We start from the raw sequence: 22,235 nt of genomic DNA, 5'->3' as shown, positions 1-22,235 counted from the left end.
CATATAATAATAAACCGACAAACTCAATCAATCTCACATCCAAATGAGTACCATATTATGAAGCGACACAGCGCTCCATACGACCAAACCTGAAAGATATGCTACATTGCTCCACAGATCGATATTATGTCTCGATTGTGCGACTCCGGGAAGCAGGTATTCACCAAGAAAGAATAATAACACTAGTGACACCGACGAGAGAAAGAATAAGCCGGGGATGATTCCGAGAGTCTCAACAATAAGTACGACAATCGGATTGGCTTCTCGCAGTCCGATGCTTAGCCCATAGTACGTGAGACTCGCATCGATAGCTCGTACGAAGACCAATCCGATGAGCAGTGGATATTTATTTTCTGCGAGTACTTCGATACTGCTGCTGGTAGCACAATTAGTGGATGCCACGGCTCCTCGCACCATATCAGAATTGCTCTACAGGTTGGGATCCGATACGCTGGTCTCTGACCAGCATATCGATCTGATAATCTGTTTCGAGACGCTGAAGTGTCGTATCAGCTTCCTCCTCCAACTCCCGTATTCTCTGGAGGAGATCGCCGTATCGATCGTCCTGTTCCAGCTCTGTTTTGTCAAGGTTCGCTTCTAACGTGGCTTTCCTCGCGGTGAGTGAGAGAAGCTCTGTGAGTGAATCTTCGTATGTTAGAATCAGCTCTGCAGCTTCCACAGCTCGAAGAAGCTTTGTCCGGTCGATTGGTTTGAGAAGATATTCATCCACATCGATGGACGCTAGGTCTTCCGTTGGCTGAACAGCTGTTACCATGATCACCTGCTGGGCATCGCCGCCTTCACGAATTGATTGTAGCACTTCCGTGCCAGAGAGGCCCGGCATTCGACGATCTAAAAGGACAATATCAATCGGTTCCTCAGCGAAGATTTCTAGTGCATCTTCCCCGGAATAGGCTACATGAACCTCGAACTGCTCCTGTAGCCAAATGCCGAACAAGTCAGCGAGATTCTCTTCGTCTTCGACGATCAGAACGGTACTGGAATGGGTCATCTATTATCACTCACGCATCTCGTTCGACGATGACACGCACCGTTGATGCGTACATGACCGTCACAAGTGCGTCCTGAAAGAGAAACTCCACAGAGGGCATATGACTGGTCTCCTCGACTGTACGAGTTTTGAACAAGCCATCTAATTTGTCTGCATCAACAAATTCGAACACCGGAGGTGATCTACTGAGTTCCGGCCAGTCTTCGACAGCTTCCATAAGTGTCTCAATGACCGCATCCGAAACACGGAGAGGTCTATCAAATTCACGCACTATTTGGGAATCTGTACTCCATCCCGTAGGTTCAGACTCTCGGTGCGGAGAGCTTTGGGGCATAAAGAATATATCTATTCTACAATCAAAGGCCTTCTACCCTGTAATATCGGGCCACCAAATATAATGCCTATATGGAAAGGCCCACTATTTGGAGCCAGTTTTCCGAATATCGATAAGCAGGACAGCCCGAGTACTGTAGAACGTGATACTGAGGCAGGTCACAGCTCGGTTGAATCCTGATAGAGAGTCGTCAGCAGATTAGACTCAGCAGCTCGAAGATGCTGGTTGAACGTTGACTGTGCGATATCGAGAGTCTTGGCAATCAACGTCGAATCTGCATCCCGCGGCCAATTAAAATATCCTGCGTAGAGCGCCGTCTGCAAGACTTCTTCTTGCCGGGCGGTAAGAGCTCCATCAAGACGTACTGAGAGAGAGGTATTAGTTTCTCCCCGCTCACTATCCAGTTTGGATAACAGGGTGAGATCGCTGTAGTCTTCCCGGAGTGAACTCAGATATTCCCCGACGTCGACGGTGAATGGCACGGTTACTGAAACCACGATCTCGTTGGACTCGGAAGCGTTTGTGATTTGATTTATCGCAACTCCTTGGTCGGTCAGTTTCTCGCAAAAGCTGCTGTTCCGCACCGGGACTTTACAGTAGATACCATTTCGAGAGTCGCTCAAAATGACCGTCTCTGGATCGAAACCAGCAGCTTCGAACGCCTCGGGGGTCACGTTTTCACCGGTCACTCGCGCGAACAGGAGGTGATCTGGACTCTCAGTCACTACATTCAACACTTCGAGATCCGTCTCCATATCCGAAACAAGAGTTGCAAGGCCAGTATCGTCCTCGAACTGAATTTCGAGAATTGTGCCCCCACCACATAGAAGCGCCGCCTTTTGCCGGAGTGCTGATATCCCGTGACCTATTATTTGACCGAGCTCTGTGAGGGCTGTCACCTCTTCTTCAGCAAAGGCGTTTGGTAGTTTGGAGTGGACTTCTAATACGCCAAGGATCGAAGCCTCGCTCTGTAGTGGTACAGCCACAATCGAGTTGGTGCCATTTTTCAGTGCGTCTTGTTCCCACTCCGTTTCGGAGCGAGCGGTCATTAAGTCGCTCTCCACGACCGAATCTTCAATCCTGTATGCCCGTTCAGCAGGTGGCAATGTAGAGTTACTCCGCTGGGTATTGTCATCTGCTGGAGTGTCGTTCGCCCCCACTTTTTGATATTGGAGCGAATCCGTTTTGGCTCTGACCTTGATCGTATTCGTATTAATATCTTTTTTACCGATCCACGCCCCGCTAATCAGATCCAGATGAGCTAAAGCATTACAGACCTCTTGCTCCAGTTCTTCTCGTGTATTTGCACTGATAACCGTGGCACTTATCGACCGTATCAGTGTATTGATTCGATCCAGTCGTGTCAGCCGTTCGTTTTGCTCGTTTAACCGCTGGTCGCGTTGCCGAAGGGCCGCCTCTTGTGCTGTTCGTTCGAATGCGCTTGCTGCGTTCGCTGCTAACGTCTTTGCCAATTTGTTCTTTCTTGAGGAGATCTCTGGCGTCGTGGTCATCCCCACCAACAGAACCCCCTCTGATTCTAGTGAGTAGAGTCGCCACGACGAGAACTCCTCTGCCAACCACTGGCTCGACCGAGTATCTACTACGTCTTCGTCGTCGGGAGCCAACTGTTCCGTTCGAGTCACATAGGTCGTCCAGACTGGTGTGTCTCCTTCAGAGATAGTGGGAAGGTCGATTTCAGTACCATCTTCCGTGGATGCGTGTGCTAGTGGGACCAAGCGTCCCGTGTGCTCTTCTCGTGTATATATCGCGGCAAACTCGAATCCGAGTTCCCCGACTGCGGCAGTTGTCACGGTCTCGCCGATGCTACGTTCCGAGTCCGCTGTCATTAGATCGCGGGAAACCGCATGCAGATCCTCAAGCTGTTGTTCATACGCGTACCTCTCTGTAATATTGTGGTAGTGTTCAATCCGCCCGCCTGCATAGAGACCAGTTTGAATCGGCCCGCTCCAGTACTCCAACCACTGCTGCTCTTTCGAAGCCGTCTCACGGATACGGACGATGGCTTCGACTTCGGAATTCATGTTCTCTAGAGAATGAGTTACGAGGTCAGACAGTGTTTGCTCACCTGAGGGATATTCCTGGTACGATTCAGAAGCAATTCGACTGTAGTCAGCCCCTTGGATATCGTCTCTATCAACTCCGAGTAATTCTTCGGTAGTTTCGTTTGCCCACACCACTTGTCCATCACGGTCAATTACAATGACCCCTTCCTGTGATGTGTCTAATACGTCTTCAGTGAGGGACTGGTACTGCTGTTGTTCCCTGCGCTCTGCTGCAGTTCGTTGCAGGCGCTCGATAGCCACTCGAAAATCCCTATCTGGCAGGTTCTGGAGGTACCGTTCGACTTTATTTTCGAGTTCTGTGATTTGGTCTGTGAGTGCCTGGTATTTCGGGCTCGTTTCGAGGGTATCTGCCTCCATGACGGCTTCCAAGGTCGATTGGCGTTCTATCAGCGAGAACAGCTCTTGCAGATCCTCGTTGTACTCGGCACGAGTGAGCATCTGGGAGATAACGTCTTCGAGACCGTCAGCTTCAACGGGCTTTTCGAGATACGCATCGAATCCCATTTTGACGATATCGAAGTCCGGTGTCACCGCAGAGACGATAACCACCTGGCAGTTCGACTCATATTGTCTGAGTCGCGTGAGAACCTCTCCGCCGGATAACCCGGGCATCATCCGATCCAGAAGGACGATATCGACAGTCGCATCAAACGCTTCTAAGGCTTCTTCGCCAGAGTACGCGGTTTCGACAACATAGCGGTCTGCGAGCCACTCTGCATACAGCTCAGCCAAACTCTGGTCATCCTCGACGACCAGGATTTTGTGTTTCCGTTTTGAGTCATAGTTCATGACACGATGCCCGGTTTTTCTGAGTCCTCTCGAGTCGGTTGAGTGGGGACTTCCAGTCTGATCTCACTCCCATCGCCCGAGGCGTCGACTGAAATCGATCCCCCGGCACGAGTCACCAGTGCCCGCACCATCCACAACCCGAGCCCCTGCCCGTGACTTAGCGGTGTTTCTTCGCCAGTTTCGAGGAGATCTTTCTCCATATCTGGGAGTCCAGGCCCAGTATCGGAGACACAAATCTCTACCCACCGCTTATGGGCTTGCGAGACACTGATCTGTACGGATGGCTGCTCAGCATCGTTCGCTGTGATGGCGTTCTCAACGAGCTCAGAAATCGCCTTCTCAAGCTTACTCGGTATTTGTGATTCTAGATCGTGGTCGGCTGTGATAGTGATATTCGCATTAGCATGCTCGTCTTCTTTTTTGGCTTGAATATCCTCCGCTATTTGCCGAGCACTCTGGTGGGAAGCGAGAGCGCTCTCGCTCGTGAGTATATTCTGGAGCTTTTGGGTCTTGTTTGCCATGCGTCCCCACTTGTCGAGAATGTCTCGGATCGTCACAGCGTGCTGTGCACGAGCCTCTGTCTCCGTGTCCGACGCAAGCAGATCGACATACCCTCTCAGTTTCATCAGATCATTTCGGATATTGTGCCGCATAACCCGGTGTAAGATCTGGACGTGTTGCCGACGCTGCTCCTGAGCTGTGATATCTCGTGCCTCGAATACTAGGAAGCTAAGCTCCCCGTGCTGGCTTGAGATCGGCTTGACCGAGAAGTCGAAGTTGGCGAGTCCATCAACGCCTTCTGCTTCCACGTCGAACCGAACGAATGAACCCGAAGATGCTTGCGTAACTGCCTGCCTGATTTGAGTTTGTACTTCAGGCGAATGCGCGAACAGAGGGCACTCCCAGAGCGGTGTGCCTCTGCCCTTCTCCACACGTATGCCGCCGAACTCTGTGAGTGAGTCGTTTAATTCGAGGATTTCACCACTCTGGGTCAGCAGCCCCGTCAATTGGAACGTTTGATTGAATACGGATTCGAATTTTTTCGTTTGTTCTCTTATGTCACTGACGTCACGTATATAAATCAGAAACCCACCAATTGCTTCATCCTCAAAGAGATTCCGTCCACGTGCCTCTACGGTAATCCACTCCTCATCCGCATCCATTGCTTGGAACTCTAGCTGAACGCTTGAATCGGAATCCTCCACGGCGGCGAAAAACGCTTCCATTACACGGTCCCGATCCTCAGGATGGATAATATCAAAGACACTCTCTTGATTTAGCTGCGTTGGATCATATCCAAGAACCCGTTCAGCAGAGCCACTAACATAGCTGAAACACCCGTCGCGATCTAAGATAGACACGAGGTCGACTGATTCCTCAACGAACCGCTCCGTTCTACGCTGCTGTTGACGCTCGTCAGTAAGATCTCTGATGACCATCCCGTATCCCAGGAACACTCCATCTTCAGTTTGAAGCGGGACGTATGAGACTTCTGCAGGAAACGACGATCCATCCTGACGGACTCGCTGTCCTTCGTGAGTACTTTCTCCTGCGAGTGATGCCTGTTTTAATAACCGATCAGCGATCCCACGTTTTTGATTCTGTTCAGGGTGTAACTCTGCTGCTGGCATACCGATTGCAGTTTGTTTGTCATATCCAAAGATGTGGGCTGCTCCATCGTTCCAGCTGTCGATCTGTCCATCGTCGTCGAGAATGACAAAGGCGTAGTCTTCGAGACCTTCCGAAAGGATCTGGAATCGCTTCCGCTCCCGTTGGATCTGCCGAATCCGTTGCTGCCTTTCAGTTTCATCGCGCACAGTACACACGAGGGGACCATCGTCAATGGTAGTCAGAGAGATCTCGGCCGGGAACGTCGTTCCGTCCGGTTGGGATCCGGTTACTTTGCCCCGCCAATGTCCCTCCGACTCGAGAACAGGGAAGGCTTCCGACTCGAGACGCTCTAGCTCATCTTCGTCATAGAGCATCCGCCAGGAGTTCCCGATGAGTTGGTCAGTATCATCGAACCCATACATATCCACGTGTGTCTCGTCGATGTAGGTGTATTCTCCATCCTCGAGAATAGCGAAGCCGTCTTTCGCATCCTCGACAGCCCGTTGGAACGTCTCTAATTCGCGACGGCGCTGCTCGCGGGGTGTGATATCCCGACTCGAAATAACGAGCGATTCGACGCCTGATTCCCCTGCAACCGGACGGATTGTGCCCATAACGAACCGCATAGTACCGTCCCGACCCGGGTGTTCCGCCTGGAAACTGACGTACTCGCCAGCAGCCGCTCGTTCGATCCAGTCCTGTAGATCCGCTTGTAGGTCCGAGGAATGCGACCACCAATCTCCTTCCCAAATCGGTTCGCCCAACAGCTCATCTTTAGCGTGCGAAACGTACTCCAGGGCTGTTTCATTCACATCGATCACTTCACCAGTGGTTTCCAGTAATCCGACCAGCATCTCAGGATCTTCGAACACCGACTCGAAACGCCGCTCATTCTCCCGAAGTTCCGCTTGACGCCGATATTTTTCAGACACGTCACGGACAACACAGACGATTCGATCGTCTTCCAAGCGTGTCAGCGATAGTTCGGTCGGAAATTCTCCCTTGCCTTCTGGAGATCCAGTTACAGTACCTCTCCACTCTCCATCGGACCAGAGGGCTGAAAGCGCCTCATCCTCTATGCGCTCGACCTCGACGGGATCGGTATACAACTCATGCCAGGTCTGCCCGAGTAACTCGTTTTTGTCCTCGAACCCGTATATGTCGGCATGCGTTTGATCAACGTACGTGTACTCCTCGTTCTCCAAAATAGCAATCCCATCACTCGCGTTCTCGATAGCTGATTGAAATGACTCCAGACGACGTCGGCGTTCCCGCTGTTCCGTCACATCTCTCGCAACGGTATGCATATAGGCCGTCCCATCGCGCTCGATCCGACGGTTCGAGAACTCCACATCAATTTTATCGTCGTCGCTCCGAAGCAATTTTGCGTCAGTGGTTGCTGGTTCGCCAGCTAAAATTTGGGCGTGGTAGTCCCGATAGGCATGTAAGTCGACCTCTTCGTGAAGATCGGGAATACGCATCGAGAGGAGTTCCTCTCGCTCATAGCCAGTTAACTCGCAAGCAGCCTGATTTACTTGGACGAGATTCGCATCTGAATCACTAATAAAAATGGCATCGTTGGAGCCTTCAAACAACGTGTGTGTCCAATCACGTTCAGCCTGTAGCTCCTCGTGTCGTCGGATTCGTGAGATTGTAGCTTCAAGATTCGAAGCAACGAGTTTTGCCAGTTCTGAGTCTTTTTCGGTAAACGCATCCACTTCAGTGGCTCCGACACTCAAGACGCCGAAATCTGAAATTGGCACAAGAATTTCGCTCCGAATCGGGGTGTCTGAATTATACGTGTCAGCGGCCTCGTGGACATCGTCGAACGCTTCCGGACGATTCTGTCTGTACACACGCCCGGCGAGAGAATCGAGTGGAAGGATAGGTGCATCGCCGATCACCTCTTGTGCCTCAGTTGATTCGGCGATTGGGCGGAGTTCGTTTCCCTCCTCATCGTATTCCCAGATCGCCGAAAGAGGCGCATCAAAATTGAGATCCAACATTCGGACCGCAACGACAGAGACGTCCTCGATAGAACCAGCTTGATTCAGTTCCGAAGACAACTCGAGAAGTCCTGCGGGGGTATGGTCCGTGTACGCGTCTCCATCGCTCATACATCCGATTTTGTTGTTTCGCTGTATTATGTTTTCGCTTGGAGAACCATTTCATATCGGCCCCAATAGAATTGGTTCGATAAATATAGGGTACAGCTATTCAACCTTGAGAATCAATCGTGGTAACAAGATGCCGACGGAAGCAGTTGCGGTACTCGGGCGGAAATACAGCGTAGATATACTGCGGGCGGCTAGGGAACCGCGATCAGTCAGCTGGCTGAGTCAAGAGCTAGATATTCCGATTGCCACTTGTTACAGACGTGTGAAGGAACTCTCTGAGAATATGTATTTAGAAGAGGTCACTGCGGACGAGAGCAGGGACAGAACACAGTACTGTCGAACGGCGGATAGTATTGAACTCAACCTTGCATCTGACGTATTGCTTAGCGGCTCTCGATCTTGGGAAACTCGAGAAGTACCAAGGGATACAATACCGTTAGATTCCGTTACGCTTGATGAGTTCTCCCAGACGATTGATATTGTCGAAGACTACTTCGGGAGTTTGATCGACGATGTTGCTGTTCATGCATCCATTTCACGCCGGCAACTTGTGGCGGTGCTGGCACGCGCCCAGCTCTCGAGTCGCCAACTCGACACCGAGGGACTGACCGATAACGGCGACATCGTCCACCAGTCGAACGATGAGACACTCTTTTGGCTTGACGGTGATTTCTGGACGGAGCTGGGCGGGCTCCACTACTTGAGCCCAGACGAGGGACGAGCAGCCAGAGAAGTTCATCGCCGACTCATCGAGGCGGTCGCCGGAGACGTCGCCGACTACAACCGCCAGCGCGATCCGTTTATTCTCATCACGCAAACTCCTGGGTGTTGATATCGTTTTATTTGCTCCGTTGGCCTTGTTGAAACCCTCAATCGATGATAGGTTTCAGTAATCTTGCTGAATAGAGGGCGCGAATGCAACAGCGAGACTGTATCGATTCTGGCCTGAACAAGTCAGTACATCAGAAGGAGAGGTCAGTACTCGATTGCGGGGCTTACGGACTATGCTTGGAGTGCTTCCATAGGCAGTGAACAGTATCTACTTATGTCACATAAGTAGATTAGATATCATGAACATTGCAAGCTTCATTCTGGGGAGGAATCGTGCGCAGAGTGAACTCACGGGAACTCTTCTCATGGTCGCGGTCACAATCGTCGCTGGCGCGACTGTGGCAGTCTTTGCGCTGGGCGTCTTCGACGGTGGTGAAACGACTCCACAGTCGGATTTCGACTTCGAGTTCCAGCCAGACACGACAGAAGTACGAGTCACTTTTACACAAGGCGACTCAATTGAGGGTGATCAGTTACGATTCTCTGGGGCCGCGGTCGAAAAGACATCGTTCGGCGGAATCACGGAATGGAGCGGATCGGAGTTGAGTGCGGGGGCCTCTGCAACGGTAGCGGTCACACCCGACGAGACGCTGAGGGTCGTCTGGCAGTCCGACGACGGGGAGTCGACGGCGATTCTCGCCACGTATGACGTTCCCGACGAGGGACCGACCGCGTCCATCGAGAATGTGTTCGCGTCGGGGGACCCGCCAGGCGGAAACGGTCTCGTCAGGGCCACGATTACCTTCGACAATGCCGAAAGTGTCTTTGTGAGGGTCACAGACACGACGGCCTCTGGCAGGACAAGTACTGCACAAACGCTGACCAACTCCGGAGAGCGACTTACGTTTGACCTCGGAGCCCCGCAGGTAGTAGAAGGTGAAGACATCACTATCACGGTGTATCGTGGCAACTCGGTTGACGGCCCGGTGCTTGCCCAGAGGACGGTTCCGGCGGACGACAACTGAATCGTCTACGAGGGCCCGCCACCGATGCACTCTGTTGCGTCGCTCGCTTGCGAATCATGCTGTCTACAGCTTTTCGATATCGGTGGCCGTCTTAACGCCATATTCATCTGTCATTGGAGTATAGCTGTTCGCACTGATTGACTGCATGTCCTGCAGTGAGACGAGCTTGGAGCACCGACGGGAAGATTATCTATATTCAGCACTTGGTTGGTGACAGCAACGAGAGAAGAGGATGCGACACTGCTGAGTGACCTCCTCCTCGCCGTTCACGGCGAGGCTTCCCACGGCACCGCACCGCTGATTTGGGATATTTGCTGGTTGACGACCCGTCGGCATGACGGGCCGATGGCGGGGCCACACCGCCGTTACTCCTATCCCCGGCATGGGGACTCAGAGTTATCTTGGCCGAGACACCACAGCGGTTCGAGATGGGTGTCTCGAACGTTCTGGGCCTCGGAGACCCGATATTGTGCAATTAGGTGGGCGGTGGTGACCGCCTCGGTGCACGTCATGCTACGGTACGATGATACTTAAATATCCGTCTTAGCGTCAGAACGTGGACTACGTAGGAGTTGTCGGATTCACTCCCGGCCTGAAGACCGGGATTCTCTCCTCGCAGAAAGATAGTTTCTTCAAGTCTGAGTCCCCTTACCGCCACTAGGAACCACAAACAGAGTACCGGCTAGTACAGCTGGCAGACGCTAGACGATGCTAGTCTAAGAAGCCCTGCTCTATTGAAAATGCGGTACGGCGGTAGGATTGGTGGATTTTCTGAGCGAGAAATCACGAGCTCTACTGAAGTAGAACGTGAGCGTCTCCTTCCTCTTACCCAAGATTAGTGAAATAATCTTGAGCGAGAATTTTCCCATCACTCAAAATAAAATATAGTCGACAGGCGTCGCCGAAGTCAGCGAATCGCCGCGCTGTCTTCTATTTTCAATAGAGCAGGAAACCCCATGACTGGAGTCGTGGGAACACGTCACCGAGAACCCCGTTAACCTAACCATCGTGGGTAGCGGCTGGCTGGCGGTTCCAAACTGCCGTTACTCCGACTGTCTACACGATTGATTATTATATGTTGTTTTGTCAGCAAGGAGTCGCTGATACTTCGACGGACCCGGAGTTGCCTCTGGTTCGCTTGACCAACAGGCACGAGGCGATCGTTTCTGCGTTCGTGTTTACCGTGTTAGATGCTGCTATTGGATGAATGCTATCTGCATCTTGATGAGTCCGACGGCAGCGACCAGCGCTCACCACGAACGCGTCATGTTCAAGTTGTAGAAAATACGGATTCCTTATTACATCTTAGTACACGTGTGTACCACTTGTACTGAACAGTACATCTCCGGTTTGGACTTACATATCTTTTTAAGAATGCGATAGCCAGATTGCAAGGGATGCCATCAAATGACGGCACTAATCGGAGCACCGGGTTCAGATCACAATCCCGTCGATCGTTCATGTCGGGCGTTCTCGGGACCGCCGGCCTCGCTGGGTTCAGCAGTGAGAGCCTTGCACAGGTCGCCGGCGTCCCTGAAGACCCTGGAGATATATACTACGTTACTAAACAGAGCGAAAACAAATACCAGATAATTGATACTTCGGATGTCGATGGGGGCCTAATCACAGGCGACAGTCAGGCCGAGAACGTGTTCCAGTACGCTTTCGACCAGATCGGCAGCGAGGGCGGAGCGGTTATTGCGAGCGGGGATACCTTTGAGTTTGAGGGACCTGCCACGATGGGCGATAACACGATGCTCGTGGGCCAGCGAAAGACCCGTTTTATCGCCTCTCAGACAGGAACTACCGAGTCGATCCTCCCGACCGAACAGCAGGGAGAGACGGTGCCAGCGGGTCACGACCTGATTCGGATTCGTGGGGATAACACGGTCGTCTCCGGGATCGAGTTCGACGGCAACGGTACTCAACAGGCAAATCAGGCCATCCAGGCAGACAACGCTGACGGGGTCGTCATCACGAACAACCGGACGGTCAACGGCTTCCAGATGGCGATCTCGTTCACTCGGTGCACTGACGTAGCCGTAGTCGGCAACGAGATTGTCGACCCGAACTGGTACGGTATCACCAGTCGGGCCGCTCCAGCCGGGAGCAACCTCGATCTCCGGCAGTCCAGCGATATCATCATCGCTAACAACCGCGTCTCTGGTATGAAATTCAACAATATCGCCCCGTATAACGCGCGGAACTTCACCGTGTTCGGCAACGTCGTTTTCGATGGCGGGCACAGTCTGATTGCTTGTTCACCATCCCAACAGGGGGCTATCGTTGGCAACGTCTGCCGTGATCTGAACTCCTTCGCGCCAGATCCCGGCGGCGAGGCTGGTATCGAAATCGAGTACAAGCGGACCCATCTCACCGAGGATATCGCAGGCACCCCGCGGGGTCGATCCTACGACATCACGATTACCGGCAATCAGGTGAACAACTGTCCCGTCGGTGTCATCTCGCGTACCGTTGCCGGCCCCAACCAGGAGCCCGAGACGGCACGACAAGAGCGCGCTCCGTACAGCTTTACGATCACGGGCAACACAGTCAGTAATTGCTCTGACGCCGGAATTCGAATCCGATCCGGTGAGGACGGAGTAGTGGCCACGAATACCGTCCGAAGTAGCGGGGTGAATATGGAAATCGTTGGGGAGTTCACTAGTGGTATTGAGGAAGGTATGAACGTCACACGCTGACAGGCGTAGCGACTTAGGCTTGCTGGCTGCGAGAGAGGGAGACAGGTCTAATTCAGTTACCGGCTCGGTGTCGGAATGATGGACCACGAACCAGTCAGGGAGCAATCAGTACATCACAAAGCCGGTTAGTTGAGACGTCTGCTTGCTGAAGATGTATCCAATACCAAGCAAGCAGACGGTGAAATCCACGAGAACCTGCTCTATTGAAAATGCGGTACGGCGGTAGGATCATAGCGTTTTGGTGAGTTTCTTGAGGTTGTTGAGGGCGAATAAGAGGACGATTTCACGGAATTGTCGGTACCAGGACCGCGAATGCAGGGCGGAGTCCTGCGTTCGCTTGACCGTCGAGTAGGATGTCTCGGACATCCACCGCTGTGTGTAGCCTTTTGCGCGGATGAGTGCGTTATTCGCGGTTGCTTTCGCTGTTGAACCGCGGTAGTGAACGAGGTACTCGACGTCCAGTGCAGCGATCTCGTACTCAGTGTGCCAGTCTTGGAATCCGTTGTCGGCAGCTACGGCCCGCAGGTCGTCCGCGTTCCGGCGGACGACCCGCGGGCCAGCCTTCGTATCGTGTTCGCGCTCGATACAGCAGTGGACGTCCAGCACCGCTAACGACTCTGTATCGGTCAGCGTTGTCGCTTTGACCGTTTTCACGTTTTGTCCGCGACGCTGGCGGTAGTATTGCGAGGCTTGGTTGCGTTCGAGGAACGTGCTGTCCAGTGCAACATGACCAGACTGCGGGTGTTGCTGCGCGGAGATGTGCAGCAACGCCCGCCAGATGTACATCGCGTAGCGGTCGAACGAGTGGTAGAACGTGGTTGGATCAGGTGGCGCGTCCGGGTGGACGCCGAGGCGGTCGCAGACCGCCGGCATGAGACTCATCCGGTCAACGAGTTCGGCGTAGCTGTGGCCCTCTTCCTTGCGAATACAGTGTGCGACGATGTGGGCCTCGCGGGCAAGCCCGCCCGAGTCGGGCTTGCCCGCTCGATTCCCCAACGCTTGTTTGGCTACAGGTAGTGCTGTCTCAACGAGATCGAGCAACGCGACTCCCATAATCGCCTACTCGACCTCATTTCATCAAACTTGTTCCGGAGTAATCCCGACGCCGTCTTCCATTTTCAATAGAGCAGTAGATGGACTACGTAAACGGAGAAAACGTCACTAATAACGAGCATCTTGCAGAGGCCATTGATATGACCAGAGAGGGCAGTGCTCCAGCCGATGGAACAACCGGCTATGATGAACCGGGAAGCGCCGGTCCTGATTTCACACTTCGTGATTCATGCTTCCACGTCGCTATTGAGGAGCTCGAAAAGATCAGTACAGCTCCAGAGGATAGTCAGGAGAAGATAGATCAGGTGTTGGGCATGCTTCGAGAAGCGAGGAACGCCGATAATCGCCGTCGCGCTCAAGTCATGGCGGAGGCTCATGAAATTCTACAGAACGTGTGGGTCCCTCCTGAGTAGCGCTCCGCCATTCCGTTCAAGACTGACCATAGACGACGACCGATATGACTCAGTTTTCGGAAATAATCACAGATAGTCGTTGAGCGTCTCGTAGGTGTCTTCGGGATACTGATTCGGCTCAGCCACTGCCCACACCTCGTTCTTCACCGCGGCCTTCGGGGAGGCGCCGTCCTCGATGTGCTCACAGAGAATCGTCAGATTCCGCGTCGAGAGCGTCGGCCAGTTCTCGTTCTGCCGGGTCTGGTGAGCGAACTGGACGATCTTCCGGAGCGTTCCCCGGTCCACGACCTCGTGACTGGCGTTCACCTGTGCATCCAGCGTCGCGACCTCCTCGTCGACTTCCTGAATGTAGGGCTGTTCGAGCGCCCGGAACCGACCACGTGTGGCCGAGTTCATCGGTTCGGAATCTCGGTACTCACGAGTCGGCGGATTCATCGTAATCACAATTCGTGCCGACGGATGAGGTTCGACCAGTTCGCCGTGTGCTTTCACGAGGAGTTTGCCCTCGTTGAGCAGGCGATGGAGCGACATCGCAGCGCCGGCCCGCATCACGGGGAACTCGTTGAGTACCAGCACCGACCCATTCAGTAGTGCTTGCTTGGCCGGCCCGTTCCGAGGCGCGATCAACCCGTCTTCGGTGGGCGTGAGCGGTCCGAACAGGTCCTCCGTGTGGGTTGCCTCGTCACAGTCCACCGAGACGTAGCCACGGTTCGTCCGGTGACACAGGTACTTGACGAGGTAGTTCTTCCCGGAGCCCCGTGGGCCAACCAGACGGACCGGAACTAGCCCACGGGCCAGTTTCTTCGCGAGCAGCTCGTCTAGTGGAAGCTGGAGCCGCGGCTCCGTCGGAACCGCTGGTGGAACCACTTCCCCAGACACATCGACTGGCAGGGCATCGTCACCCGCCTCGGGATGGGTCACAGCCTTCGGGACATCGGGGTGGTCAGGATCGTCAAGGACGTGTAGACCTGTCGGCACCGGGTCCTGTTCGTTCCGGTCGATATCGGAGACGTACTGGGCCTCGACAGCGTCCGGCTCAAGCCCCTCGGATCGATAGCGGGGTTCGCCGACAGGCTCGGTGGCGGCAGTGATATCGACCACCCGGGCCGTCCCTCGACCCGTCGTCTCATCCACGCGTCGACCGTATCGGACGCCGGCGCTCCGGGCGAGCCACACGCCAACCGGGACGTGCCGGGGTGCTGCCTGGATGATCGCCTCCGCGCGACTCTCGGTTAGCGTCCCGGTTAACCCGGTGAGATCACTGACATCGGCGTCCGCGAGATCGGTGAACGTCGCGTAGCCGGCATCACGGAGTGCAGTCGCAATGCTCTCGGTGACGACCTCAAGGGCTTGAAAATCGGCAGCCCCAGTAGCGCCAGCAGGACCACCGAAGGCCTCCGTGATCACGGCCGGCTCCTCCCCTTGGGGCGAGACCCCAACGATGGTCGTACTTCCCCCGGACCCCCGGTCGAGAGTGAAAATCCCCTCGGCAGCACCAGCATCGATGAGGTCCGCGGCCTCCTGATCGCCGATATCGACGTAGTCGCTGACTCGGAGGGTCACGCGCTCGAGCGGGACATTCCCTCCCTCGCGCTTGAGCAGACGATGGACGAGGTGTGAGAGGACGACGAGCGGTTCGGGCCGGTCGACAGCTGAATCTGACTCGGATGAGGACATGGGTAGGAGACGGAACCCACGAGGGAATCCCGCCACCCGATTGTGGGTCGGTAAATTCGGCGGTCAGGATGCGTCGTGGAGATCGTCGAGCCGTCGCTGGACGCGGTCGTGGAGCTGTTGTGCGCCGCCGTCTGAGAGATCGACCTCCGTATCGACCTCGATACCAGGGATGTCGACGATGTCCTCCAGCGCGTCGCTGAGGGTCTGTTGATCGTCTGCGAGCACACGCTCGTCCGATTCCTCGACCTGTCGGTCGTGTTCCTTCAGCGCGAGCTGAATCATCATGGCCGGTTTGCGGAGGAGTTCACCGGCCACCTCGATGTACTCCTGGTACGTATCCGACGCCAGCGAGCCCTCGTATGAATCGAGGAGTGCGATCAGCAGCGACAGCTGAATATTATACACTGTCGGTCGGGACGGCGGCGAGGCGAGGGTCGTCGCCCGGTCGGCAGCGGCCTCGGCGTACGTGGTGGCAACGCCCCAGTACTGGTAGCACGTAGCCGCGTCGAATGGGAGTACCTCGAAGTCGTACGCGATGGCCCGAGTGCGGCGAATCGCCCGGTCGACGTCGATGAGGCGGTCGGCGACGTCGTCGTAGATCGCTTTCCACCACTCGTTGATCGGAACACGGTCGTTCGCTCGCTCGTGACTGGCGTCGGTCGCCCGCCCGTAGTGCCGGCGCGTGTAACGCTTCCCCGTATCGGGAACGACAGCTCCAGTCTCGGGGAAGTAGAGGATGGGCTTCGCCCACAGCGTCTGCGTCCCGCGGAAGTCATACCCGGTCTCGAAGCCGCCGTACACGATCAAATCGGTCTCGTCCGAGTCACCGACGCTCGTCACGCCGTTGGTGTGGTCATCGAACTCTGTGTCCTCACTCCCCGAGACGGTGTGTTTGAGGCCCGGGCAGACGACGAACATCTTGAGGAGGCCACCCCAGTCCCGGTAACTCGCCCAGCCGAACGCGGCAGTCTCACCGCGCTGCTGGAGCGCACTGATGATGGGGAGATACGCCTCCTGTGGGTTAATGATCGAATATCGGTCCGAGGCGATCTGCCAGCGGAACTTGACGTCGTAGCCGAGGGCACACAGCGCCTTCCGGCGCTCGTCGACGATGTCCTGGTGGTCGCGGATACGAACCAACGGATCCGACGACGCTCTCGTCGCAAGCTCGCCGAGTGAACACCCCGCTGCGTCCTCGAGCGCGTCGACATCCAATCCGTGAACGTCGCGAATTGCCTCGATATCGACGGTTCCGTCCACGCCGACGAACTCGTTGGTCGCCCAGAGCTCCCCGGAACTCGCCTGCGGGAGCGTCGCGATGACATCCTTCAGCGACCGGGGATCGGGATCGAGACACCGAGCTTCCGATGAAATCGTATCAGGATACTCGCCCGGATCAGCAGGAGTGAGGCCAGCAAAGGAGAGCGTCGTCTCACTGGCGAGCAGGTCTGCGACTGGAACGGCCGTCGTCATCGAGCGTGGCGCACCATCAGCGGTGGGTGGGTCTGGTTGTGTTGGTGTGGACATGATGAACGAAGGCGAACGCCGCTCTCGTTGGATGGAGAACGTAGCTAGTCCGCCCCTCAGCCGATTCGGGTCGCTAAATCACAGGGGGCGTGCAGTTCATGACTTTCCAGAAGCGGCGATCGAAGAGTCATCCTCGGCTGTTTCCTCGTTCCTGTCATCCTCGTCGGTGTCCTCAATCACGAGCGTCTCCTGTTCGTCGTCGTATCGGGGAATGTACTCTTCTCCCCCGAACCACCGGACGAGCGTCGGTCGGAGATTCCGAATCGTCGTCGCCGTCGATTCCCCGACGTGGTCGACCGTCGTGAGCGAAGTCGCATAACAAGCCCAGGCGGCGAACTCGCCCATCGTCTCGAACTCCTCTCCAAGCGCTCGTTTGGCAGCCGACGAAGTGAGCCGTCCATGTGTCGAGAGCCACTGCTTGGAGAACGGCTCGGCCGCCGGGTCACGCTCGCCACGTCGGATCGCCTGGAGTCTGACCAGATTGCCGCGGACGTTTCCCTTCTTCCAGAGTACCTCGTCATACCGGCGGATCAGCGCGAGTTCCTCGGCGTAGGTGATCGTGTCCAGGTCGATGGTCTCGATCTCGACGTCCGCAGGCTCTGGAGCGGTATTCTCCGGATACTCCCGGTGCATGTACTGCTCTCGATAGCCCGACTCGCGGAGGTCCTGGAGACGAACCGACCATTCATCGCCCGTGAGTTCCCGGCGGACGAAGTTCTCGGCGAAGAGATGGTAGTCGTCGACAGCGACTTCGAGTCCGAGTGTTGGCGCGAGCAGCGCGATGGCGAGCTGGCAAGCACGTTCAGGAGCTGCGTCCGGTCCCCAATCAAAACCACCGGGCGACACTGGATGGACTGAGAGGTGCTTGTCGAGGAGATCGTCGTCGGCGTAAACGAGACAGCCCCCGAGGGTTCGCTCGCCCCGGTACCGCCGAGCGCGATGCGTCGATCGTGAGTAGCTGGTTTTCATACGCGATGGATGCCGAGGGGGGTGGTCATGTCTCGATTCGTGGGGCGAGCATCCGGATCATCGATCCGTCCCCGTCGCCGATGTCGTACGAGAGCATCGCCGGAAACTCGGTGCCGAAGTCGATCGTCACCGTAGTTCCGGCGGGGACCGTCCGCACGATCTTCTTCATGTAGTCCAGGCTGAACAGCGAGGACGCCTCCGCGAGGGTGACCGCCTCCCAGTCGTCGGCATCAATCCGGAAGTCGACGCTGTCCGTGTCACCCTCGGCATCGATCCGGAACACTTCCTCGTCGGGGGTCATTCGGAAGCCGACGTGGTCAGCAACCAGATCGGCCGCTTTCACCCCCTGGCGGAGCGCGTCGCGGTCGACGGTGACGCTCGCTGGTAGCTCCAGCTCGGGAAGCGTCGGTTCCGACCGAATCGTCGCCGGATCCAGACAGGCCATCTGGAACTTGAGGCCGGCGACGGCCACGACCAGCTTCCGGCTCTCCGTGTCGAGGTGAAGTTGGACGAGATCGCCTTTGTTTGCGAGCGAAACCGGATCCCAGAGTCGGTCGAGATCGACTCCGATGACGCCGGGAGTCGCGTCGTAGGACTCGAACGCGCTCGCCGAGAGATTGAGGTCATCCATCGCGACGTTCGCGGGGTCGACCGCCCGGACGCGGATGCCCATCTCGTCGATTTTCACGCGGGCCTCATCGACGGTCGCCCTGAGTGCCCGCAGGATATCCTTCAGCGGTTCCGACTGAATCGCCGCCCGGAACGTCGACGGCGGACCGGTGGCGTCAGGCGTGTCAGACTTACCTTCTCCGGACGACGATGCCGTCTCATCATCCGGCGATTGGTCAGGTGTCGGACCCTCTTGCGGACTGGTCGACGACGGATCGACAGATGAATCGTCGAGTTCGTCGCTATCTGCGCTCTCTGGGGGTGTTTCTGTACTCATGGCTAGTGGTAAGAGCAGCAACTAGGAGTGAGAGGTAAGAGTCGATTGGAGCGGTACCGTGTCGACTCCGACTCTCCCTCACCCCCTTCGGGACGGTAAATTCGCGAATACGCCAAGGTAAGCAAGAAGCCGCACTGCGACTGATTTGAAGACCGATTACGAACTACCTCGAAACATGACCCAGGGAACACTGCGGGACACCTACGTCGCTGCGCTCCAGCACGATCTAGTAAACCTGCCCGATCAAGCAGCTTTGGTCGGAGTAGTTAGATCGCTAATGCCCTGGTTCGCTCCGGCTGTCGACGAGAACCACCCCGCACTGGGCCCGCCACAAACCTTGCTCGAGCAGATCAAACGACGGGCCGAGGAACTCGAGGCGGACGGACTCGACGATGCAGAGGCACACAACACGGCGTGGGACGATGTCGACTTCGAAAGGCGATATCGTGAGCACCTGAACACGGACGACGATGCACAAACGGCCTTCGAGGCCCTCCACACCCGGTTGCTGGAGGGTGAGGATCTCGTGCTCGTCTGTTACGAGAACACCGAGACGAAACGCTGCCATCGAACTATCCTCCGCGAGGAACTCGCCGATGCACTCTGAGTCGACTTTACGACCCGCCCCCCATGAGTAGACGTGTAACGGCCAGTGGTCTTACGGAGAGTAAATCGGGGGGAGCCAGTCACACTCCGGACAGAACGCTTCGTACACGCCGAGTGTCTCGTCCAACGCACACGACCCATCCGACCGGAAGGTGACTCCAGCCCGGACGATGGCGTGAACGATCGAGTGGCCACATTCAGGACAGGGGTCCCCCGGTTGCCATCCGGCGGCGGCCAGATCAAGCATCATCTCCGTACCTCCCTCGTGACAGGAGTCTCCCGCAGTCATGGGGACCTCCGTTCTGTATCGGTCCGGGCATTGGACCCGCACGTGGGCCACGCCGGCAGGTCGAGCTCCTGGAGGTCCTGCCAGACGTGCTGGAGACTGACATCGGATATTCGAGCGGTCGCCGCGAGCTCCGCCTGAGTAACTGCCCCGTAGCCGTCCAGTTCTCGAGCTGCGAAGTAGAGACAGCCAGCGGCGACGCCGGCGGGCTTGCGTCCGTTCGCGAGACCGGCAACGGCCTCTGAGTCACAGAGGTGAGCCGCTCGCTCTCGGACCCGCTCCAAGGCGTCGACGGCACTGGCCAGCCGCGGGAGAAAATCGGCGGGCAACGCCGGGGGAATCCGAAGCGACAGCTCCCGATTGAGCACCCCGTACGCCAGCCGGATCTTCCCACGGTCGACCCGAGCCGCCTCCGCAATCTCGTCGAGAAAGCGGGGCAGTTGGCGGCGGCGACACGCCGCGTACACGGATGCGCTCGCCATCGATTCGAGGGACCGACCGCGAATCAGGTCTGCCGACTGTGCCTCGCGAAACAGTTGCCCCGCCTCTGCCTGGATGCTCTCGCCCACGCCCAGCGCCCCACCGATCCGACGGATCTCGCCGAAACCGTGCGCGAGGTTCTGGTCGGCTTTGCTCTCGAAGCGGGCCCGTCGGTCCCACCGGCGGAGTCGACGCAGGCGGGCCTGGGTCGCAGCCGGGAGTTCACGACCATGGCCGTCTCGGAACCGACCGATTTCGGCAGAGATCCCCCAATCGTGACGCATCGGGGTCACCGGCCCGCCGACTCGGCGCCGCTCTGCTTCGTCGTAAGGCGTCCACTCCGGGCCGTGGTCCAGGCCGGCATCCTCGACGATCAGACCGCAGTCGGGACAGTACGTCTCGGTGTCGTCGCTGACGAGCTGCACACCGTCACATTCTGGACAGCAGCCAGACGCGTTCGCCGGCGTTTCGTCGGCGACGACGTGATGACGGGAATCGGTACACTGGTCGGTCGAAACAGTCGCGTAGCTGGGCGAATTGAGGGACATCTGGGAAACGGCCCGATGAGGGCCAAAGGTTGATCGTCAGTCAGTTAGTCGCGGGGCTGGTCGGCGAGATCTGGTGGTAACGGTGGGTCGAACGTGTCGTGGAAAGCGAGACAGACCCGGTCCTGCCAGGCCGCGTATTCGTCGGGCGGCGTCTGCTCGAATCGTTTCACTCCGAGTCCGGACTCACGGGCGAAGGCCTCGAGATCGATCGCCTCGATGCTCGTGATGGCCCCCGTCGGTGGCGTCGATGCGGCTGCTGCGGGTAACGGTCGCTCGATCCAGCCGTCGAAACAGCCGTCGGTCGAGCTAATCACCACGACACCGTCGGTCGCACCGACGAACAGCCGCGTGGTGATCCGGGCGAGGTTTCGGTACAATCGCGGTGGAATCACGAGCACCAACTGGTCGGTATCGATCGTCTCGATCCGACCGTGCTCGATGACACGTCCGTCGATTTGCCAGCGCTGGCGATCATCGAGCCAGCCACCGGTCTGGAGTCGGCCAACAGCGGCCTCCAGAAACGCGAGGGTTCGGTACCGGATGTAGCCGGCCACCGTCGCGTAGAAGCTCACAGCCCCCTCCACGAGTCCTTGCAAGTGTCGAGGCCCACGTCCACTTCGAACGGGTGAGGACGGCTAGTTGAGCCGAGACTCATCACTGACCGGTCAGTAGTGGACATCGGTGGGCACCACCCAGAGCGAATCGGAGCCACGGTCCTCGATGTAGCGGTCGACTGCACTCCGGGAATGGAGCCCGGCGCCGTGCTCATCGTAAATCCAGACTGATGGACCTGCGAACTGTCCGAGTCGGTAGCAGTCGTACCGGACGAGGTCGACATCGTCCATTACCTCGATCAGTTCGAGCGTGTCGAGCTTCTCACGAAGCGTCGCGACGGTTTCGACGAACCACGTTGCTTGAGCCTCGATCGCGTCGTCGAGGAGTTGTTTCCCCAGTCGCGGACGACAGCCGATGCGCGGGATCGAGTCCACCGTAGCGAGGGTGGTCGCGATACCGTGCGGTCGATTCGTTCAGGGTTTTGTAGTAGTCGAACGCAGTATTCGCGCCCTCACCGATCCCGATCAATCGGTCGAGCGCGAATCGTGCGGTGCCGACCGCCTCTGTCGCGTTGGCTGCAGGGACGAGTACGCGTATGAGCATATGCATATTGCCGTTCCTCGCCCCCTTTGGGTCGATAAAAATCGAATTATAGGATCCGCAATATGTGAGGCAATAAGGAATAGTTCGGTTCAGTATTTAAGCGATGACGATAACCTAGATAATCCGC

The 22,235-nt window shown here is 56.5% G+C and carries 18 protein-coding genes and 1 pseudogene; 5 read left to right on the top strand and 14 right to left on the bottom strand.

Annotated features, from left to right (window positions below; all coding sequences use genetic code 11):
• Positions 1–33 precede the first annotated feature (33 nt).
• The 5 genes from DP107_RS21460 to DP107_RS12150 form a co-directional block, all read right to left on the bottom strand.
• Entirely contained in the window at positions 34–417 is a 384-nt protein-coding gene (locus DP107_RS21460) for a DUF5658 family protein (RefSeq protein ID WP_394348544.1), read from the bottom strand.
• Position 418: 1 nt separating this feature from the next.
• Positions 419–1,012, bottom strand: a complete 594-nt coding sequence (locus DP107_RS12160) for a response regulator (RefSeq protein WP_144262426.1) — start codon at positions 1,010–1,012, stop codon at positions 419–421.
• A 10-nt stretch (positions 1,013–1,022) separates the two neighbouring features.
• Positions 1,023–1,346, bottom strand: coding sequence for a HalOD1 output domain-containing protein (locus DP107_RS21455; RefSeq protein WP_394348543.1), 324 nt, complete (start codon positions 1,344–1,346; stop codon positions 1,023–1,025).
• 158 nt (positions 1,347–1,504) lie between these two features.
• Positions 1,505–4,219, bottom strand: a complete 2,715-nt coding sequence (locus tag DP107_RS12155) for a response regulator (protein WP_144262425.1) — start codon at positions 4,217–4,219, stop codon at positions 1,505–1,507.
• Positions 4,216–7,947 (bottom strand): PAS domain S-box protein, encoded by a 3,732-nt coding sequence (locus DP107_RS12150; RefSeq protein ID WP_144262424.1) that lies wholly within the window; start codon positions 7,945–7,947, stop codon positions 4,216–4,218. Before DP107_RS12150 ends, DP107_RS12155 begins: the two co-directional genes overlap by 4 nt.
• 430 nt (positions 7,948–8,377) lie before the next feature.
• Between DP107_RS12150 and DP107_RS12145 the strand changes: the two genes are divergently transcribed.
• The 3 genes from DP107_RS12145 to DP107_RS12135 all read left to right on the top strand — a co-directional run bounded on the left by DP107_RS12145 (position 8,378) and on the right by DP107_RS12135 (position 12,445).
• Positions 8,378–8,779 carry a hypothetical protein gene (locus DP107_RS12145; RefSeq protein WP_144262458.1) on the top strand — a complete coding sequence of 134 codons (402 nt, stop codon included), beginning with the start codon at positions 8,378–8,380 and terminating at the stop codon, positions 8,777–8,779.
• 238 nt (positions 8,780–9,017) lie between these two features.
• Positions 9,018–9,743, top strand: coding sequence for a type IV pilin N-terminal domain-containing protein (locus DP107_RS12140; RefSeq protein WP_144262423.1), 726 nt, complete (start codon positions 9,018–9,020; stop codon positions 9,741–9,743).
• A gap of 1,460 nt (positions 9,744–11,203) precedes the next feature.
• Positions 11,204–12,445 carry a right-handed parallel beta-helix repeat-containing protein gene (locus tag DP107_RS12135; protein ID WP_202877396.1) on the top strand — a complete coding sequence of 414 codons (1,242 nt, stop codon included), beginning with the start codon at positions 11,204–11,206 and terminating at the stop codon, positions 12,443–12,445.
• A gap of 228 nt (positions 12,446–12,673) precedes the next feature.
• On the opposite strand, the gene DP107_RS12130 is transcribed toward DP107_RS12135, so the two are convergent.
• Positions 12,674–13,498, bottom strand: coding sequence for a transposase (locus DP107_RS12130; protein WP_144262421.1), 825 nt, complete (start codon positions 13,496–13,498; stop codon positions 12,674–12,676).
• 80 nt (positions 13,499–13,578) lie between these two features.
• Here DP107_RS12130 and DP107_RS12125 point away from each other — a divergent pair, with 80 nt between their 5' ends.
• Positions 13,579–13,911 (top strand): hypothetical protein, encoded by a 333-nt coding sequence (locus DP107_RS12125; RefSeq protein ID WP_144262420.1) that lies wholly within the window; start codon positions 13,579–13,581, stop codon positions 13,909–13,911.
• 66 nt (positions 13,912–13,977) lie between these two features.
• On the opposite strand, the gene DP107_RS12120 is transcribed toward DP107_RS12125, so the two are convergent.
• The 5 genes and pseudogenes from DP107_RS12120 to DP107_RS12100 form a co-directional block, all read right to left on the bottom strand.
• Positions 13,978–15,588: an AAA family ATPase gene (locus DP107_RS12120; RefSeq protein WP_144262419.1), complete on the bottom strand. Its 1,611-nt coding sequence runs from the start codon at positions 15,586–15,588 to the stop codon at positions 13,978–13,980.
• A 63-nt stretch (positions 15,589–15,651) separates the two neighbouring features.
• Positions 15,652–17,061 (bottom strand): hypothetical protein, encoded by a 1,410-nt coding sequence (locus DP107_RS12115; protein ID WP_144262418.1) that lies wholly within the window; start codon positions 17,059–17,061, stop codon positions 15,652–15,654.
• A 150-nt stretch (positions 17,062–17,211) separates the two neighbouring features.
• Positions 17,212–17,748, bottom strand: coding sequence for a hypothetical protein (locus tag DP107_RS12110; RefSeq protein ID WP_144262417.1), 537 nt, complete (start codon positions 17,746–17,748; stop codon positions 17,212–17,214).
• Positions 17,749–17,832: 84 nt separating this feature from the next.
• Positions 17,833–18,084 (bottom strand): annotated as a pseudogene (locus tag DP107_RS21450) (DUF6166 domain-containing protein); the annotation flags it as partial.
• A gap of 25 nt (positions 18,085–18,109) precedes the next feature.
• Positions 18,110–19,030, bottom strand: coding sequence for a DNA polymerase sliding clamp (locus DP107_RS12100; RefSeq protein ID WP_144262415.1), 921 nt, complete (start codon positions 19,028–19,030; stop codon positions 18,110–18,112).
• Positions 19,031–19,205: 175 nt separating this feature from the next.
• Between DP107_RS12100 and DP107_RS12095 the strand changes: the two genes are divergently transcribed.
• A complete protein-coding gene (locus tag DP107_RS12095; RefSeq protein WP_144262414.1) occupies positions 19,206–19,637 on the top strand; it encodes a DUF488 family protein, N3 subclade in 432 nt (143 codons plus the stop codon).
• 284 nt (positions 19,638–19,921) lie between these two features.
• On the opposite strand, the gene DP107_RS12090 is transcribed toward DP107_RS12095, so the two are convergent.
• The 3 genes from DP107_RS12090 to DP107_RS12080 all read right to left on the bottom strand — a co-directional run bounded on the left by DP107_RS12090 (position 19,922) and on the right by DP107_RS12080 (position 21,939).
• Positions 19,922–20,950, bottom strand: a complete 1,029-nt coding sequence (locus DP107_RS12090; protein WP_144262413.1) for a transcription initiation factor IIB — start codon at positions 20,948–20,950, stop codon at positions 19,922–19,924.
• Positions 20,951–20,994: 44 nt separating this feature from the next.
• Positions 20,995–21,522, bottom strand: a complete 528-nt coding sequence (locus DP107_RS12085) for a hypothetical protein (RefSeq protein ID WP_144262412.1) — start codon at positions 21,520–21,522, stop codon at positions 20,995–20,997.
• A 93-nt stretch (positions 21,523–21,615) separates the two neighbouring features.
• Entirely contained in the window at positions 21,616–21,939 is a 324-nt protein-coding gene (locus tag DP107_RS12080) for a hypothetical protein (RefSeq protein WP_144262411.1), read from the bottom strand.
• Positions 21,940–22,235 lie beyond the last annotated feature (296 nt).

The sequence above is a fragment of the Haloglomus irregulare genome (assembly GCF_007421925.1).
GTDB lineage: Archaea > Halobacteriota > Halobacteria > Halobacteriales > Haloarculaceae > Haloglomus > Haloglomus irregulare.
The sequence above is the reverse complement of the archived record's forward strand: the minus strand, read 5'-3'. Positions and strand labels throughout refer to the sequence as shown.